Origin of the sequence: Cupriavidus sp. MP-37 (assembly GCF_020618415.1) — a bacterium.
Classification (GTDB): domain Bacteria; phylum Pseudomonadota; class Gammaproteobacteria; order Burkholderiales; family Burkholderiaceae; genus Cupriavidus.
On sequence record NZ_CP085344.1, the window covers coordinates 944,578 to 959,967 of the forward strand.

Genomic DNA, 15,390 nt, shown 5'->3' on the forward strand with positions numbered 1-15,390 from the left:
TTGTCCTCACAACGAATCCGTACCGTGAAACAGTTCGACCTCATCATCCGCAACGGCACCGTGGTGACCGCCAGCGACACCATGCAATGCGATATCGGCATCGCCGGCGGCCGCATCGTGCAGCTTGGCCATGACCTGGGCGAGGCTGCGCAGGTCATCGACGCCAGCGGCAAGCTGGTGCTGCCGGGCGGCGTCGATGCGCACTGCCACCTGGACCAGCCGATGCCGGACGGCTTGCGCATGGCCGATGACTTCGGCACCGGCTCGGTCTCGGCGGCGTGCGGCGGCACCACCACCGTGATCCCCTTCGCCGCGCAGGAGAAGGGCCATTCGCTGCGCGCGGCGGTGGCCGACTACCACCGCCGCGCCGGCGGCAAGTCGGTGGTCGACTACGCCTTCCACCTGATCGTGGCCGACCCCACCGAGGCCGTGCTGAACGACGAGCTGCCGGGCCTGATCCGCGAAGGCTATTCGTCGTTCAAGGTCTACATGACCTACGACGACCTCAAGCTGAACGATCGCGAGATCCTCGAGGTGCTGTCGGTGGCGCGCCAGGAAGGCGCGCTGGTGATGGTGCATGCCGAGAACTCCGACTGCATCGCCTGGCTGACCGACAAGCTGGAGGCGGCCGGCAACACCGCGCCGAAATTCCACGCGCTGGCGCGGCCGATGGCGATCGAGCGCGAGGCCACGCACCGCGCCATTACCTTCTCCGAGCTGGTCGACGTGCCGATCCTGATCGTCCATGTGTCGGGCAAGGAGGCGGTCGAGCAGATCCGCTGGGCGCGCAACCGCGGCATGAAGATCTTTGCCGAGACCTGCCCGCAGTACCTGTTCCTGACCGCCGAAGACCTCGACCAGCCCGGCTACCACGGCGCCAAGTGCGTGTGCAGTCCGCCGCCGCGCGACCGCAGCAACCAGCAGGTGATCTGGGACGGCCTCGCCGACGGGCTCTTCACCATCTTCTCGTCCGACCATGCACCGTTCCGCTACGAAGACGCGCAGGGCAAGAAGCCCGGCGGCCAGGAAGTGCCGTTCCAGTACATCCCCAACGGCATCCCCGGACTGGAAACGCGGCTGCCGCTGCTGTTCTCGGCAGGCGTGGTGGGCGGCCGCATCTCGGTCAACCAGTTTGTCGCGCTGACCTCGACCAACCCGGCCAAGCTCTACGGCCTGCATCCGCGCAAGGGCACCATCGCCATCGGCGCCGATGCCGACCTGGCGATCTGGGATCCGCAGCGCGAAGTGACGATCCGCAATACCGACCTGCACCATGCCGTCGACTACACCCCGTATGAAGGCCTGCGCGTGACCGGCTGGCCGGTGACCACGCTGGTGCGCGGCAAGGTGGTGGCGCACGAGGGCGAAGTGATGGCCGAGGCCGGCCACGGCGAGTTCCTGCCGTGCGGCCTGCCCGAAATGGCACGGCCGCGCTACCGCACCTCGGGCGGCACCCTGTGACCAGTGCTTTGCGTGACTGATGCCTTGACCGACACTGTAGACATGGAACTGACCAACCGCCTGGATGCCGCCACCATCGCCGCCCGCGTCGCCGCCGGGCGCCTCGATCCCGCCGAGGTGGCCGCGGCGTTCCAGGCCCGCATCGCGGCGCGCAACGACCAGCTCAACGCGGTCTTCGAACAACGCCAGGAACTGGTAGATGCCGACCTGGCGCAATTGCGCGCGCGCCTGGCGCAGGGCGAGCGCCCGCTGCTGGCCGGGGTGCCGGTGATCGTCAAGGACGTGATCTGGAGCCAGGGCCGGCGCGTGACGCAGGGCTCGCAGCTGTACCGCGACTTCATCGCGCCCGCCGACGCGATCGCGGTCGAACGGCTGCGCCGCGCCGGTGCGATCGTGCTCGGCATGGGCAACACCTCGGAGTTCGCCTGCAAGGGGCTGACCACCAACAAGGTCTACGGCCTGACGCGCCATCCGCTCGATGCCACGCTGACCGCGGGCGGCTCGTCGGGCGGCTGCGCGGTGGCGGTGGCGGCCGGCATGGCGCCGCTGGCGCTGGGCACCGATGGCGGCGGCTCCAGCCGGCGTCCGCCCGCGCATGCCGGCGTGGTCGGCTTCAAGCCCTCCTACGGCGCGATTCCCGACGCGGTCGGCTTCGCCCACGCCTTCAACGGCATCCAGGTGATTGCGCCGATCACGCGCACCGTCGCCGATGCCGAGCTGATGTTCGAGGCGCTGGCCGGCGCCGATCCGCGCGATCCCGATACCCTGGGCTTTTCGCTAAGCGCGGCGCGACCGCTGCATACGCTGAAGATTGCGGTCAGCCCGCGCCTGGGCCTGGACACGCCGGTCGACGACGATGTCGCGCAGGCCTTCGAGCAGGCCGTGGCCCGCCTGCAGGCCGCGGGGCTGAGTATCGAGCGCGCCGACCCGGCGTGGCCGCAGGGTGCCGACGAGGCCGCGCTGATGCCGCTGCAGCATGTCGGCCTGGCCAACCTCTATGGCGATGCCTGGCGCCGCGACCCGGAGGTGTTCGATGCCGACGTCGCGCGCCAGATCGAGCGCGGCCTGGCGTGGACCGGCGCCGAGGTGGCGCGCGCGCGCGAGGCCAGCCGGCAGATCGCGCTGGCGCTGGCCGGCTTCTTTACCCGCTTCGACCTGCTGCTGTGCCCGACCACGCCGTGCGTGGCCTGGCGCAACGACCGCCTGGGGCCGGAGCGCATCGGCGGCGTGGCAGTGGAGCCGCGCGCCCACGCGGTGTTCACGCCCTTCTTCAACCATGCGCTGGCGCCGGCGATCTCGGTGCCTTGCGGCAGCGGCCGCGATGGCCTGCCGGTGGGGCTGCAGATCGCCGGCCCGCGCGGTGCCGACCGCAACGTGCTGGCCGCCGCCAGGCTGGTCGAGAACTTGCTGGCGTCTTCCGTCAATCCTGCCTGATCCCTGACATGCGAATCCTTGTTCTGAATCCCAACACCAGCGCAGGCATCACCGCGCGCCTGATGGCCGCGGCCACCGAAGCCGCCGCGCCCGGCACCGAGCTGGTGCCGCTGACCGCCAGCCGCGGCGTGCCGTATATCGCCACCCGCGCCGAGGCGCAGATCGGCGGCGCCATCGCGCTGGAAATGCTGGCCGAGCATCACGGCCAGTTCGACGCGGCGGTCATCGCCGCCTTCGGCGATCCGGGCCTGATGGGCGCGCGCGAGCTGTTCGACCTGCCCGTGGTGGGCATGGCCGAGGCGGCGATGCTGTCGGCCTGCATGCTGGGCCGGCGCTTTGCCATCGTCACCTTTGCGCGCGCGCTGGGCCCCTGGTACGAGGAATGCGTCGACATGCACGGCCTGCGCGGCCGGCTGGCCGGCATCCGCATGCTCGACGGCAGCTTCGCCTCGGTGTCGGACGTGCAGGAAGAGAAGGAAGCCGTGCTGGTTGAGCTGGCCAACCGCGCGGTGGTGGAGGACGAGGCCGACGTGGTGATCCTGGCCGGCGCGCCGCTGGCCGGCCTGGCCGCGCGCGTGCGCGACCGCATTCCGGTGCCGGTGGTCGACCAGATGGCCGCCGCCGTCAAGCAGGCCGAGGCGCTGGTAGCGCTGCAGCCGCGCAAGGCCACCGCGGGCACGTTCCGCCGGCCCGACGTCAAGCCCACGCTGGGTTTGCCCGCGGCACTGGCGGCCCGCATCGAGCACCGCGAGGCGTAACGCCGTTCGGATAGGCTTCAACTCCTGCCGTCATTCCCGCGAAAGCGGGAACCCAGCGTCGTTAAAAGTCACTGGGTCCCCGCTTTCGCGGGGACGACGGTCCCGCTGACGCCGCGGCTCAGACCGCGGCGAACACCGCTTCCAGGTCCACCTTTTCCTCGGCCGGCAACTCCAGCCGCAACGTGCTTTCGACGTGGCCGAGGTGCTCGCTCATCAGCCGCGCGGCGCGTTCGCCGTCGCCGGCTTCCAGCGCATCGACGATATCGTCGTGCTCGTGGTGCGGGCATGACGGCACGCCCGGCGCGTCATACAGCGCGATGATCAGGCAGGTCAGCGAGCACAGCTCGCGCATGTACTTGCCCAGGTACTGGTTGCCCGTCATTTCCGCCAGCTTGCAGTGGAACTCGCCCGACAGCCGGATGATGGCGCGGCGGTCGTTGCTGTCGCGCGCCTGCGCTTCCTGGCGCGTGGTCTCGCGCAGCGCGCGCACGCCGCTGGCGCTGATCGCGCCGGCCAGGTCGCGCACCAGCGCGGGCTCCAGCAGGTGGCGGGAATGCAGCACCTGGCGCGCCTCGGCCACGCTCGGGCTGGAGACGAAGGTGCCGCGGTTGGGATGGACGGTCAGCACGCCCTCGTGCGCCAGCTTGGCGAAGGCCAGCCGCACCTTGGTACGGCTGACGCCGAATACGCCGCCCAGCTTTTCCTCGACCAGCTTGGTACCCGGCGGCAGGCGGTGCTCCCAGATCGCGGTCAGGATGCGGTCGGCGATTTCCTCGACCGATGCGCCGCGCGCGCCGTCCGCCTCGGTGTCAGGGAGTCCGTCGGCAGGCTTGGCGGGCGGTTCGGCTTTGGTGCGTGGCATGGCGGTTGCGCGGTCCGGAGAAAAGACAGTCGGTGCTGTCATTGTATGGCGGTTCAGCGTCAAGTGTATAACACCGAGGGTGGGCCGGTTGCCGCCTTCGGCGCTGCCTTATTTCGCGCCGAGCTTGTCCAGTGCGGTGCCGGTCACGCGGCAGATGCGCCAGTCGGGCAGCACGTCGGCACCCATGGCCTGGTAGAAGTCGATCGACGGCTGGTTCCAGTCCAGCACCGACCATTCGAAGCGCCCGCAGCCGCGCTCCACCGCCAGTGCCGCCAGGTGCTTGAGCAAGGCCTTGCCCAGCCCGTGGCCACGCCAGGCCGGATCGACATACAGGTCTTCCAGGTAGAGGCCGGGCTTGGCCAGGAAGGTCGAGAAATTATGGAAGAAGAGGGCAAAGCCGACCGCCTTGCGGGCCACCTCGCCCCCCTCGCCCGCCTCGCCATCGACTTCGACCAGCACGGCCTCGGCATGCGGCTTGGCGCCGAACAGCGCCGCCTCGATCTTCTGCGGCGTGGCTTCGACGAGATGCGTCAGTTTTTCGTATTCGGCCAGCGCCAGGATCAGCTTGAACAGGGTTTCGCTGTCGGCCGCGGTGGCGGGGCGCAGCGTGAAGGTCGGCTTGGACATTGCGGGTCGGCTTGCGAGTACAGGAACCGGGAATTATCGCCTGTCCGTCACTCGCCATGCCAGCGTGCATGCGGCCGGATCAGTGTGCGAAGTCCGCGAGCCTGCGCACCTGGTCGACATAATCGGCCGCCAGGCAATCCACCACCAGCCGTTCGGGCGTGCTGCGCAGCCAGGTCAGCTGGCGCTTGCACAGTTGCCGCGTGGCGGCGATGCCGCGCTCGCGCATGGTGGCAAAGTCGGCGTCGCCGTCCAGGTATTCCCACACTTGCCGGTAGCCGACGCAGCGGATCGACGGCAGACCCGGATGCAGGTCGCCACGCGCGCGCAGCCGCTCGACTTCTTCGATAAAGCCGTGCGCGAGCATGGCGTCATAGCGCCGCGCGATGCGGGCATGCAGCGCCAGCCGGTCCGAGGGCTCGAGCGCGATCACGCGGTAGCGCTGGTCGGCCGCGCCGGCAAAGGTGCGGCCCTCGGCCTGGCGCGCCAGCAGCGCCGACATCGGCTGGCCGGACAGCCGGTGGATCTCGAGCGCGCGCTGGATGCGCTGCGCGTCATTGGGCGCGAGCCGGGCCGCGGTGACCGGGTCGACCTCGGCCAGCATCGCATGCAGGGCCGGCCAGCCGCGCTCGGCGGCGAGCTGGTCGAGTTCGGCGCGCAGCGCGGCGTCGGCCTGGGGCAGGTCGTTGAGTCCCTGTGTCAGCGCCTTGTAATACAGCATGGTGCCGCCGACGATCAGCGGCACGTGGCCGCGCGCGCGGATCTGCGCGATCAGCCGCTCGGCGTCGCCGACGAACTGCGCGGCCGAATAGCTGTCGGCCGGGTCGATGATGTCGATCAGGTGGTGCGGCGCCACGGCCAGTTCGTCGCGCGTCGGCTTGGCAGTGCCGATGTCCATCTCGCGGTACACCAGCGCCGAGTCCAGGCTGATGATCTCGACCGGCGCGTCGGCCGCCAGCGCCAGCGCGGCGGCGGTCTTGCCCGACGCGGTGGGACCGAGCAGGCAGACCACGGGCGGATGCGCGGCGGAATCGTGGGGGACGGCGGACATCGAAAAGCCTTGAATCGAAGGAGAGCGTGCGCGCGCTTATTGCCCGCGCAGGAACAGCCGGTCGAGCTCGGTCACGGTCAGTTGCACCCAGGTGGGCCGGCCGTGGTTGCATTGGTCGGCGCGCTCGGTCTGCTCCATCTGGCGCAGCAGCGCGTTCATTTCCTCGACGGTGAGCTTGCGGTTGGCGCGCACCGCGCTGTGGCAGGCGAGGGTGGCGAGCAGTTCGTTGCGGCGCTCGGCCAGCACGCGCGAGCCGCCGTAGGCGTGCAGGTCGCGCAGCACGTCGCGCGCCAGCGCCTCGGCATCGGCCTGCTGCAGCAGCGCCGGCACCGCGCGCACCGCGAGCGTGGTGGGCGACACCGGGGCGATATCGAAGCCCAGCAGCGTCAGGGTCTCCTGGTGTTCTTCGGCGACGCCGATCTCCACCGGGCTGGCCGGCAGCGTGACCGGGATCAGCAGCGGCTGCACCGCCAGCTCGCGCGCGTCCAGCGCGGCCTTGATCTGCTCGTACAGGATGCGCTCGTGCGCCGCATGCATGTCGACCAGCACCAGCCCGCGCGCGTTCTGCGCCAGCACGTAGATGCCGTGCAACTGGGCGATGGCATAGCCGAGCGGGTGTTCGTCGGCGGCATCGGTCGCGCCGGATGCCGGCGCCGGCGGCAGCCGGTCCAGCAGGCTTGGCGGGTCGCCGGCGCGCGCGGCCTGGACGTCGGCCAGCCATGCCGGCGGTTGCGCCGACGCGCCCGCCCGGTTGACCGCGCCGGTTGCGGGCGCGCCATAGGGCCGCGCCGCCGGCGCCGTGGCTTCGCGCACCATGCCCAGGTAGGCTTGGCGCGGCTGGGCGATGCCCAGCTCGGTCTGCCGTGCCGCGGAATAGTTGATCCATTGGCCCGCGCCGCCAGCGCCAGGCCGCGCCGCTGCCGCTGGCGTCGCGGCGCCCGCCGGCAGCGTGATCTCGCCGTCGGCATCGGTATGCAGGCTGTCGCCGTTGGCGCCGGCCTGGCGTGCCAGGCAGCGTTGCACCGCGTGGTAGACAAACTGGTGCACGGCGCGCGACTCGCGGAAGCGCACTTCGATCTTGGACGGGTGCACGTTGACGTCGACCATCTCCGGCGGCAGGTCCAGGCATAGCACGTAGGACGGGAAGCGGTCGCCGTGCAGCACGTCCTGGTACGCGCTGCGCACCGCATGGTTGAGCAGCTTGTCGCGCACGAAGCGGCCGTTGACAAAGAAGTACTGCTGGTCCGGCCGGCCGCGCGAGGCGGTGGGCAGCCCGGCAAAGCCGTACAGGCTGAGGGTGTCGGCGTGCTCGTCCAGCGACAGCCGGGCGCGGGCGAAGTCGTTGCCCAGCACTTGCGCGGTGCGCGTGGCGACGTCGCCGGCATTCCAGTGCTCCAGCGGCTTGCCGTTATGGTGGACCGAGATGGTCACGTCCGGCCGTGCCAGCGCCACGCGCCGGACCATCTCGAGGCAGTGGCCCAGCTCGGTTTGTTCGGTCTTGAGGAACTTTCTGCGCGCCGGCGTGTTGAAGTAGAGGTGCTGCACGTCGACCGTGGTGCCGACGCCGCCGGAAGCAGGCTGCACGGCGCCGGAGTCGGCGCTGACCTGGGTGGCATGGGCATCGGCCGCGGTGCGGCTGGTCAGCGACATCTGCGACACCGAGGCGATCGACGCCAGCGCTTCGCCGCGGAAGCCCAGCGTCAACACCGACTCGAGTTCGTCGAGCGAGGCGATCTTGCTGGTGGCGTGCCGCATCAGCGCCACCGGCAGTTCGGCGGCGGGAATGCCGCAGCCGTTGTCGGTGATGACGATGCGCCGCACGCCGCCTTCCTCCAGCCGGATGCCCAGCTGCGTGGCGCCGGCATCGAGCGCGTTTTCCAGCAGTTCCTTGACCACGGAGGCCGGGCGTTCGACCACTTCGCCGGCGGCGATCTGGCTGATGAGCTGATCCGGCAGCGGCCGGATCGGGCGCGGGCGCTGGGTGGTGCGCAAGGCGGTGCTGGAAGGGTCGGCTGGCATCCGGCGATTATACGTGGACGTTCCCCCACGCAGACGGGTTGCCGAGGTGAGGGAATGGCGCGGCCGCTCTTGTATGATTCAGGCCATGGCGGCGTGGATCGGACACCGGCCGCATGGAACGAAACCGTCAAAACCATCACACGGGGAACGACTTGGATCTCGCTTTGCAGCTCATCGACATGCTGGTGCATGTCGACAAATACCTCGGCACGGTCATCGACCAGTACGGCCACTGGGTCTATGCCATCCTGTTTCTGATCGTTTTTGCCGAGACCGGGCTGGTGGTGCTGCCGTTCCTGCCGGGCGACTCGCTGCTGTTTATCGCCGGCGCCTTCTGCGCGACCGGGGCCATGAACGAATGGGCACTGATCGGCCTGCTGCTGGTGGCGGCCATCTCGGGCAATACCGTCAACTACTGGGTGGGCAGCTGGATCGGGCCCAAGGTGTTCGACCACCAGTGGCGCTTCCTGGACCAGGATGCATTGCGCCGCACCCATGACTTCTATGAGCGGCATGGCGGCAAGACCCTGGTGATGGCGCGCTTCGTGCCGATCGTGCGCACCTTCGCGCCGTTCGTGGCCGGGGTGTCGCAAATGACCTTCGCGCGCTTCCAGATGTTCAACGTGATCGGCGCCGTGGCGTGGGTGGTCGGCCTGGTCTTTGCCGGCTACTTCTTCGGCAACCTGCCGTTCATCCGCCAGTACCTGAACCTGATCGTGCTGGCCGGCATCGGCGCGGCCGTGGTGCCGCTGGTGCTGGGCGGCCTGTGGAAGCTGGTGCGCGGCAACCGCCGCCGGCCCACGCGCGTGGAGCGCTGAGCCGATTCAATGGAGCCGCTTCAGTTGAGGCTGCGGCTCATCATCCGCAGCGCGGGCATGCGCTCGCGGATCTGGCCGATATCGGCGGCATCGGGGCGGGCCCGGACATAGGCTTCCAGGTCGGCCAGCGCGGGGCGGAAGCACTCCAGGTTGGCATAGGCCAGGCCCCGGTCGCGCACTTCTTCGATCGATCCCGGCAGCAGGATCACCAGCCGGTTCTGCACCGCCAGCAGCCGCTGCCAGCGCGATTCCTGCAGATAGATCGCCTTCAGGTTGCGCAGCATGCGCGCGATGATCTCGCGGTGGCTCGCCGCGCGCAGGAACAGGCCCAGCGGCACCTGGCTGGCGTCGCTGATGCCCTCGCGTTCCAGGTACGGATCCAGCATTTCCTGCAGCTGTTCCTTCGACAGGGTCTCGCCGGTGAGCGGGTCCAGTATCACTTCGCCGGCCGGGATCGTCATCCGCAGCAGGAAATGGTTGGGGAACGACACCCCCTTGAGCGGCAGGCCGATCTGCTGGCCCAGCTCCATATGCAGCACCGCGAGCGAGATCGGGATGCCGCGGCGCTGGCGCAGCACCACGTTCAGGTAGGAGTTGTCGGGGTCGTAGTAGTCGTTCGCGTTGGCGCCGAAGCCGAGATCGCGATAGAAGAAATGGTTCAGCAGCCGCAGCCGCTGGATCGCGGGCGTGCCTTCCGCAATCCGGCGCTTCAGCCGCAGCGCCAGCACGTCCAGCGCCGCCAGCTCGCCCTGCAGGTCCAGGTCGGGATAGGCGTCCTGCGCGATGGACAGCGCGGTCTCGGTCAGCGGGATGCCGTTTTCGTCGGCCACGAGGCTGGCGAAATAATCCAGGACTTTGGTGGATGTCATGTCGGTTTCCCGGTGCAGCCGCCGGCACCGCGCGCAGCGTGGGTCGCCAATGCCAGGCGCTCAGCCGGCAATGGCAGTTGCCGCTGACCCATCAGCCGGCCCGGCGCCTGAAGGCAGAGTAGCGCAGTCCCATGAGCCACAGTGTACCGAAGTAGACCACCGCTGCAAGTACCAGGCACGAAGCCAGCAGCGCGATACGCAGCAGCGGCGTCGCGCCCAGGCCGATCCAGTCGAAGTTGCGCGCGAACCAGAGCAGCATGCCGGACAGCAGCAGCACCGAAGCGGTCAGCTGCGCCAGGAACAGCCACCAGCCCGGCGCCGGGCGGTACAGCCCGCGCCGGCGCAGGCCGAAGAACAGCAGCAGCGCGTTGAGCGTGGCCCCCGCGCTGATCGACAGCGCCAGCCCGGCATGGCCGATCCAAGGCACAAACACCACGTTGCACACCTGCGTGATCACCAGCACCAGCAGCGCGATCTTGACCGGCGTGCGGATATCCTGGCGCGCGTAGAAGCCCGGCGCGAGGATCTTGATCGAAATCAGCCCGATCAGGCCCACGCCATACGAGACCAGCGCCTGGCGCGTCATCTCGACCGCATGGGCGTCAAACTTGCCGTAATTGAACAGCACCGCGGTCAGCGGCGCGCCGAACACGAACAGGCCGACCGCGCACGGCACGGCCAGCAGGAAGGTCAGGCGCAGGCCCCAGTCGAGCAGGCTCGAGTATTCGGCGTGGTCGCCCGAGGCGTTGGCCCGGGACAGGCTCGGCAGCAGGATCGTCCCCAGCGCGACGCCCAGCAGCGCGGTGGGGAATTCCATCAGCCGGTCGGCATAGGTCAGGTACGAAACGCTGCCCGCCGCCAGCCGCGAAGCAATATTGGTATTGATGATCTGGCTCACCTGCGCCACCGAGACCGCCAGCAGCGCCGGCCCCATCTGGCGCAGGATGCGGCGCACGCCCGGGTCCGACCACGCCGCGCGCAGGTTGAAGCGGATGCGCGGCATCACCCCCAGGCGCCGCAGCGCCGGCACCTGGATCGCCAGTTGCAGCACGCCGCCAATCAGCACGCCCCACGCCTGCGCGTAGATCGGCTGATCCATGTGGGGGCCGACGAACAGCGCCGCGACGATCAGGCACAGGTTGAGCAGCACCGGCGTAAAGGCCGGCACCGCGAACTTGCGCCAGGTATTGAGGATGCCCGAGGCCAGCGCCACCAGCGAGATCAGCCCGATATACGGGAACATCACCCGCGTCATGAACACCGCCGCGGTATAGGTTTCGGCCTGCCCGCGGAAACCCGTGGCGACCACTGTCATCACCAGCGGCGCACCGATAACGCCCAGCACCGACACGGCCACCAGCACCCAGGTCATCACGGTGGCGACGGCATCGATCAGCGCCTTGGTCGGGGCGTCGCCGCGCTGGGTGTGGTATTCGCCCAGGATCGGGACGAAGGCCTGCGAAAAAGCGCCTTCGCCGAAGATGCGGCGCAGCAGGTTGGGGATGCGGAAGGCCACGTTGAACGCGTCGGTCATGTCCGACGCGCCGAAGGCGCGGGCGATCAGGATCTCGCGCACCAGGCCGGTGATGCGCGAGAGCATCGTCAGGCTGCTGATGGTGGCGAGCGCTTTGAGCAGGTTCAAGATACGGACGGGTGCGGGAACGGTGGGCCGGTGCCGTCGGCACCGCGAGCTTCTTGAGACGCGGTCCGGGCAGTAAAGTTGCCGGCGCGCCACGTGGCCCGGCACAATGTGGCGCTTATTATACGGATCACGCCCCGACGCCCGCCTTGCGCCGGCAAAGTCCCAGCAGTCTTGTCACGCGCTCAGGCATCTGTGTATAATTGCCGATTCACAAGGACAGTTGCGTTCCGGATTCGTGTGTCAGTGCATCCCGGGTCGCTCGATATGACTTAATTGTTGTGTCCCCCGCGGCACGCATCTGAATTCAGGATATTTTTTACATGGCAAATTCCGCACAAGCCCGCAAGCGCGCCCGCCAGGCCGTTGCCCAGAACGCTCACAACTCCAGCCTGCGTTCGCGTCTGCGCACCGCCGTCAAGGCCGTTCGCAAGGCCATCGACGCTGGCGACAAGGCCGCTGCCGCCGAGATCTTCAAGAACTCGCAAGCCGTGATCGACAGCATCGCCGACAAGAAGATCGTGCACAAGAACAAGGCTGCACGTCACAAGTCGCGCCTGTCGGCCGCCATCAAGGCCATGGCTGCCTGATAGCTGCACGGGCCGCTGAGGCGGCCCAGCAGAGGCGGGTGCCCCGGGCATGCCGCCAACAACAAAAAAGCTCGTCATCCGACGAGCTTTTTTGCTTTCCGGCGCTGCCGGGCTTATTCGAGCGAGCAGGCTTCGACCAGCTGCAGGTTATTGTCGCGGGCGAAGTTCAGCACGAAGTCCAGCGCCTTGGGCTCGATGTCGCGCAACCGAACGTCCACCACCACGCATTTGACGTTGCCGGCAAAGATCGGCCGCACGTAAGGCGAGTAGGTCAGGCGGGGGTCGCCGCTGTCGCCCTCGGGGCGGAACTGCGCCATCACGCCGCACAGTCGTTCGGCCCAGTCGCTCGGGCGGAAGGTCTTGCCTTCCTTGGTAATGCCTTGGATAAAGTATTCGCGAACGTTGGGGTTCATGAGGCTGGACACTGCGGGTGAGGCGGATGACTCGACGGTAAGCCCGCTGGACGGGGCGCCCGTTTGACGCGGCCGGGACGCGATTGGTTCGCGCTGGTTCCAGCCGGAAGGCGGGGCGTCGGTGTCCTGCAGGGGCACTTTTGATGCCGGCGGCGGGCACTGGCATGGGTATGCCGGGCCCCGCGTGAATCAGCCAGTATTATATCTTATATAAGAGTTGCGCATAAGGGCGAAATCCTGTCAGGAAGCTGTCAGCGCAACGGTGCGGCAGGCCGCGGCCGGGTTGATCCGGGCTCGCCAAAGCAGAAATAATCCCTTATGATCCTTGCAGTTAAATTGCGTATGCGACGCGAAAGGCGGCTCCGCGGCGCGCTTGGATCATGAACAGTTGCTCAGCACAGTTCGTGACGGCGCGTCCCCACCGAGCCGCCTTCTTTGTTTTATGAGCTCAACCCCGATCAAGCATTACCTCCAGTTCAGCGACTTCACTCCCGAAGAGTACGAGTACCTGCTGGACCGCGCGCGGATCCTGAAGGCCAAGTTCAAGAACTACGAGACCTGGCACCCGCTGCATGACCGCACGCTGGCCATGATCTTCGAGAAGAATTCCACGCGTACGCGCCTGTCGTTCGAAGCCGGCATCCACCAGCTCGGCGGCCACGCGGTGTTCCTGAACACGCGCGACTCGCAGCTGGGCCGCGGCGAGCCGATCGAGGATGCGGCGCAGGTGATCTCGCGCATGGTTGACATCATCATGATCCGCACCTTCGGCCAGGACATCATCGACCGCTTCGCCGCGCATTCGCGCGTGCCGGTGATCAACGGCCTGACCAATGAATACCACCCGTGCCAGGTGCTGGCCGACGTCTTCACCTATATCGAGCAGCGCGGCAGCATCCGCGGCAAGACGGTGGCGTGGATCGGCGACGCCAACAACATGGCGTACACCTGGATCCAGGCCGCCGAGCGCCTGGGCTTCACCTTCCATTTCTCAGCGCCGCCGGGCTACCAGCTGGATCCGGCCATGGTGCCGGCATCCGCCGCCGGGCTGGTCAAGGTCTTCGACGATCCCCTCGCGGCCTGCCAGGGCGCCAGCCTGGTCACCACCGACGTGTGGACCAGCATGGGCTTCGAGGCCGAGAACGACGCCCGCAAGCGCGCCTTCAAGGACTGGATGGTCACCACCGCGATGATGGACCGCGCCGAGCCCGACGCGCTCTTCATGCATTGCCTGCCGGCGCACCGCGGCGAGGAAGTCGAGGCCGCCGTGATCGACGGCCCCAGGAGCGTGGTCTGGGACGAGGCGGAAAACCGCCTGCACGTGCAGAAGGCGCTGATGGAATACCTGCTCTGCGGCCGCTACTGAGCGCGCCCGGGGTGGACAGGGGAGGGGCCGTTGCGGCCCCTCTTTTTACGTCTTTCGCAAGACACCCAAGGAGATGGAAGTGAGCCAGTTCGACAACGTATCGGTCGTCAAGAAAGCCAACCTGTATTTCGACGGCAAGTGCGTGAGCCACACCGTGCTGTTCCCGGACGGCACCCGCAAGACGCTGGGCGTGATTTTCCCGGCATCGCTGACGTTCAACACCGGCGCGCCCGAAATCATGGAAATCAACGCCGGCAGCTGCCGCGTGCGCCTGGCCGGCTCGGAAGACTGGCAGACCTACGGCGCCGGCCAGCAGTTCAGCGTGCCGGGCAACAGCAGCTTCGATATCGAGGTGCAGGAGACGCTCGACTACGTCTGCCACTTCGAGTGACAGGCCGAGTGACAGGCGCGGCGGGCCAGCGCGGCTGGCCCGTCAGCTTTACAGCACCACCGGCTCGGGCTCGATGCGCACGCCGTAACGGGCCTGCACGGTATCGGCGATACGGTTGGCCAGCGCCAGCAGCATCGCGCCGGTGCCGCCGCCGTGGTGCACCAGCACCAGGGCCTGCTTGCCATAGACCCCCACCGGGCCGTCGCTCAGGCCCTTGAAGCCGCAGCGGTCGATCAGCCAGCCGGCGGCCAGCTTGTACGTGCCGTCGGGCTGCGCATAGCTGACCAGGTCCGGATGCGCCTGCAGCAAGGCGTCGCGCTGCGCGGCGCTGACCAGCGGATTCTTGAAGAAGCTGCCGGCATTGCCCAGCTGCGCCGGATCGGGCAGCTTGCGCGAGCGGATCGCGACCACGGCATCGCGGATGGTGGCCGCGTCCGGCGCGGCCTGGCCGTCCAGTTCCCGCGCCAGTTCGCCGTACGACAGCACCGGCTGCCATCCCCTGGGCAGGCGCAGCGTGACCGCGGTAATGATGTAGCGCCCGGCGCCGGCGCGCTTGAACAGGCTGTCGCGGTAGCCGAACTCGCATGCTTGCAGGTCCAGCCAGACGAAGGTCCCGGTGTGCCGGTCATACGCACGCACGCCGGCGAAGCGCTCGCGCAGCTCCACGCCGTAGGCGCCGATGTTCTGGATCGGCGCGGCGCCGGCGGTGCCAGGGATCAGCGCCAGGTTTTCCAGCCCCGGCATGCCATCGACGATGGTGCGGTTGACCAGCGCGTTCCAGTTCTCGCCCGCGCCCACGGTGACCAGCCAGGCATCGCCGCCCTCGCTGCTGGCCTCGACCTGGTAGCCGGGAATTTCCATCAGCAGCACCAGCGCGTCGAGATCGCCGGTCAGCACGACATTGCTGCCGCCCCCCAGCACCACCAGAGGCAGGCCTTCGGCGCGCGGGTCGGCAAGGGCCGAGACCAGGTCGGCCTCGCTGCGCACGTGCACCGCAAAGCGGGCGCGCGCATCGAATCCGAATGTATTGTGGCGACGCAGGGGATAGAATTCGTGGAAATCTGCCATGCAAGGGAAAGGTGACGCGGCCGCCGC

The 15,390-nt window shown here is 68.3% G+C and carries 15 protein-coding genes; 7 read left to right on the top strand and 8 right to left on the bottom strand.

Translation table 11 applies throughout. The annotated features are described in order from the left end of the window. The first annotated feature begins 24 nt into the window (after positions 1-24). Genes hydA through LIN44_RS04480 form a run of 3 tightly spaced genes read left to right on the top strand, consistent with a single transcriptional unit; the run spans position 25 to position 3,653 of the window. Positions 25-1,461 carry a dihydropyrimidinase gene (gene hydA, locus LIN44_RS04470; protein WP_227313673.1) on the top strand — a complete coding sequence of 479 codons (1,437 nt, stop codon included), beginning with the start codon at positions 25-27 and terminating at the stop codon, positions 1,459-1,461. Between the two features lie 42 nt (positions 1,462-1,503). Next, positions 1,504-2,895, top strand: a complete 1,392-nt coding sequence (locus LIN44_RS04475; protein WP_227313674.1) for an amidase — start codon at positions 1,504-1,506, stop codon at positions 2,893-2,895. An 8-nt stretch (positions 2,896-2,903) separates the two neighbouring features. Continuing rightward, positions 2,904-3,653, top strand: coding sequence for an aspartate/glutamate racemase family protein (locus LIN44_RS04480; RefSeq protein ID WP_227313675.1), 750 nt, complete (start codon positions 2,904-2,906; stop codon positions 3,651-3,653). A gap of 118 nt (positions 3,654-3,771) precedes the next feature. Here LIN44_RS04480 and LIN44_RS04485 read toward each other — a convergent pair whose 3' ends face one another. The 4 genes from LIN44_RS04485 to mutL form a co-directional block, all read right to left on the bottom strand. Beyond that, on the bottom strand, positions 3,772-4,515 hold the full coding sequence (locus tag LIN44_RS04485; protein ID WP_227313676.1) for a GntR family transcriptional regulator: 744 nt from the start codon (positions 4,513-4,515) through the stop codon (positions 3,772-3,774). A gap of 108 nt (positions 4,516-4,623) precedes the next feature. Then, positions 4,624-5,142, bottom strand: coding sequence for a GNAT family N-acetyltransferase (locus LIN44_RS04490; RefSeq protein WP_227313677.1), 519 nt, complete (start codon positions 5,140-5,142; stop codon positions 4,624-4,626). Positions 5,143-5,221: 79 nt separating this feature from the next. Continuing rightward, a complete protein-coding gene (gene miaA / locus LIN44_RS04495) occupies positions 5,222-6,190 on the bottom strand; it encodes a tRNA (adenosine(37)-N6)-dimethylallyltransferase MiaA (RefSeq protein WP_227313678.1) in 969 nt (322 codons plus the stop codon). Between the two features lie 36 nt (positions 6,191-6,226). Further along, positions 6,227-8,209, bottom strand: coding sequence for a DNA mismatch repair endonuclease MutL (mutL, locus tag LIN44_RS04500; RefSeq protein ID WP_227313679.1), 1,983 nt, complete (start codon positions 8,207-8,209; stop codon positions 6,227-6,229). Positions 8,210-8,373: 164 nt separating this feature from the next. On the opposite strand from mutL, the gene LIN44_RS04505 reads away from it, so the two are divergent. Continuing rightward, the gene (locus LIN44_RS04505) at positions 8,374-9,027 is read left to right on the top strand and encodes a VTT domain-containing protein (RefSeq protein WP_092306524.1); all 654 of its coding nucleotides are present in this window, start codon (positions 8,374-8,376) and stop codon (positions 9,025-9,027) included. Between the two features lie 20 nt (positions 9,028-9,047). On the opposite strand, the gene LIN44_RS04510 is transcribed toward LIN44_RS04505, so the two are convergent. Beyond that, positions 9,048-9,896: a SirB1 family protein gene (locus LIN44_RS04510; protein WP_227313681.1), complete on the bottom strand. Its 849-nt coding sequence runs from the start codon at positions 9,894-9,896 to the stop codon at positions 9,048-9,050. A gap of 91 nt (positions 9,897-9,987) precedes the next feature. Then, positions 9,988-11,538: a murein biosynthesis integral membrane protein MurJ gene (gene murJ, locus LIN44_RS04515; protein WP_227313682.1), complete on the bottom strand. Its 1,551-nt coding sequence runs from the start codon at positions 11,536-11,538 to the stop codon at positions 9,988-9,990. 320 nt (positions 11,539-11,858) lie between these two features. Here murJ and rpsT point away from each other — a divergent pair, with 320 nt between their 5' ends. After that, positions 11,859-12,125 carry a 30S ribosomal protein S20 gene (gene rpsT, locus LIN44_RS04520; protein ID WP_006579059.1) on the top strand — a complete coding sequence of 89 codons (267 nt, stop codon included), beginning with the start codon at positions 11,859-11,861 and terminating at the stop codon, positions 12,123-12,125. Positions 12,126-12,238: 113 nt separating this feature from the next. On the opposite strand, the gene LIN44_RS04525 is transcribed toward rpsT, so the two are convergent. Further along, the gene (locus LIN44_RS04525; protein WP_012353767.1) at positions 12,239-12,538 is read right to left on the bottom strand and encodes a DUF3579 domain-containing protein; all 300 of its coding nucleotides are present in this window, start codon (positions 12,536-12,538) and stop codon (positions 12,239-12,241) included. Positions 12,539-12,980: 442 nt separating this feature from the next. Here LIN44_RS04525 and argF point away from each other — a divergent pair, with 442 nt between their 5' ends. Beyond that, positions 12,981-13,904, top strand: a complete 924-nt coding sequence (gene argF, locus LIN44_RS04530; RefSeq protein WP_227313683.1) for an ornithine carbamoyltransferase — start codon at positions 12,981-12,983, stop codon at positions 13,902-13,904. Positions 13,905-13,983: 79 nt separating this feature from the next. Further along, positions 13,984-14,295, top strand: a complete 312-nt coding sequence (locus LIN44_RS04535; protein WP_115681050.1) for a pyrimidine/purine nucleoside phosphorylase — start codon at positions 13,984-13,986, stop codon at positions 14,293-14,295. Positions 14,296-14,343: 48 nt separating this feature from the next. Here the strand turns inward: LIN44_RS04535 and murB are convergent, their stop codons facing one another. Continuing rightward, positions 14,344-15,363, bottom strand: coding sequence for a UDP-N-acetylmuramate dehydrogenase (gene murB, locus LIN44_RS04540; protein WP_227313684.1), 1,020 nt, complete (start codon positions 15,361-15,363; stop codon positions 14,344-14,346). Positions 15,364-15,390: the final 27 nt, after the last annotated feature.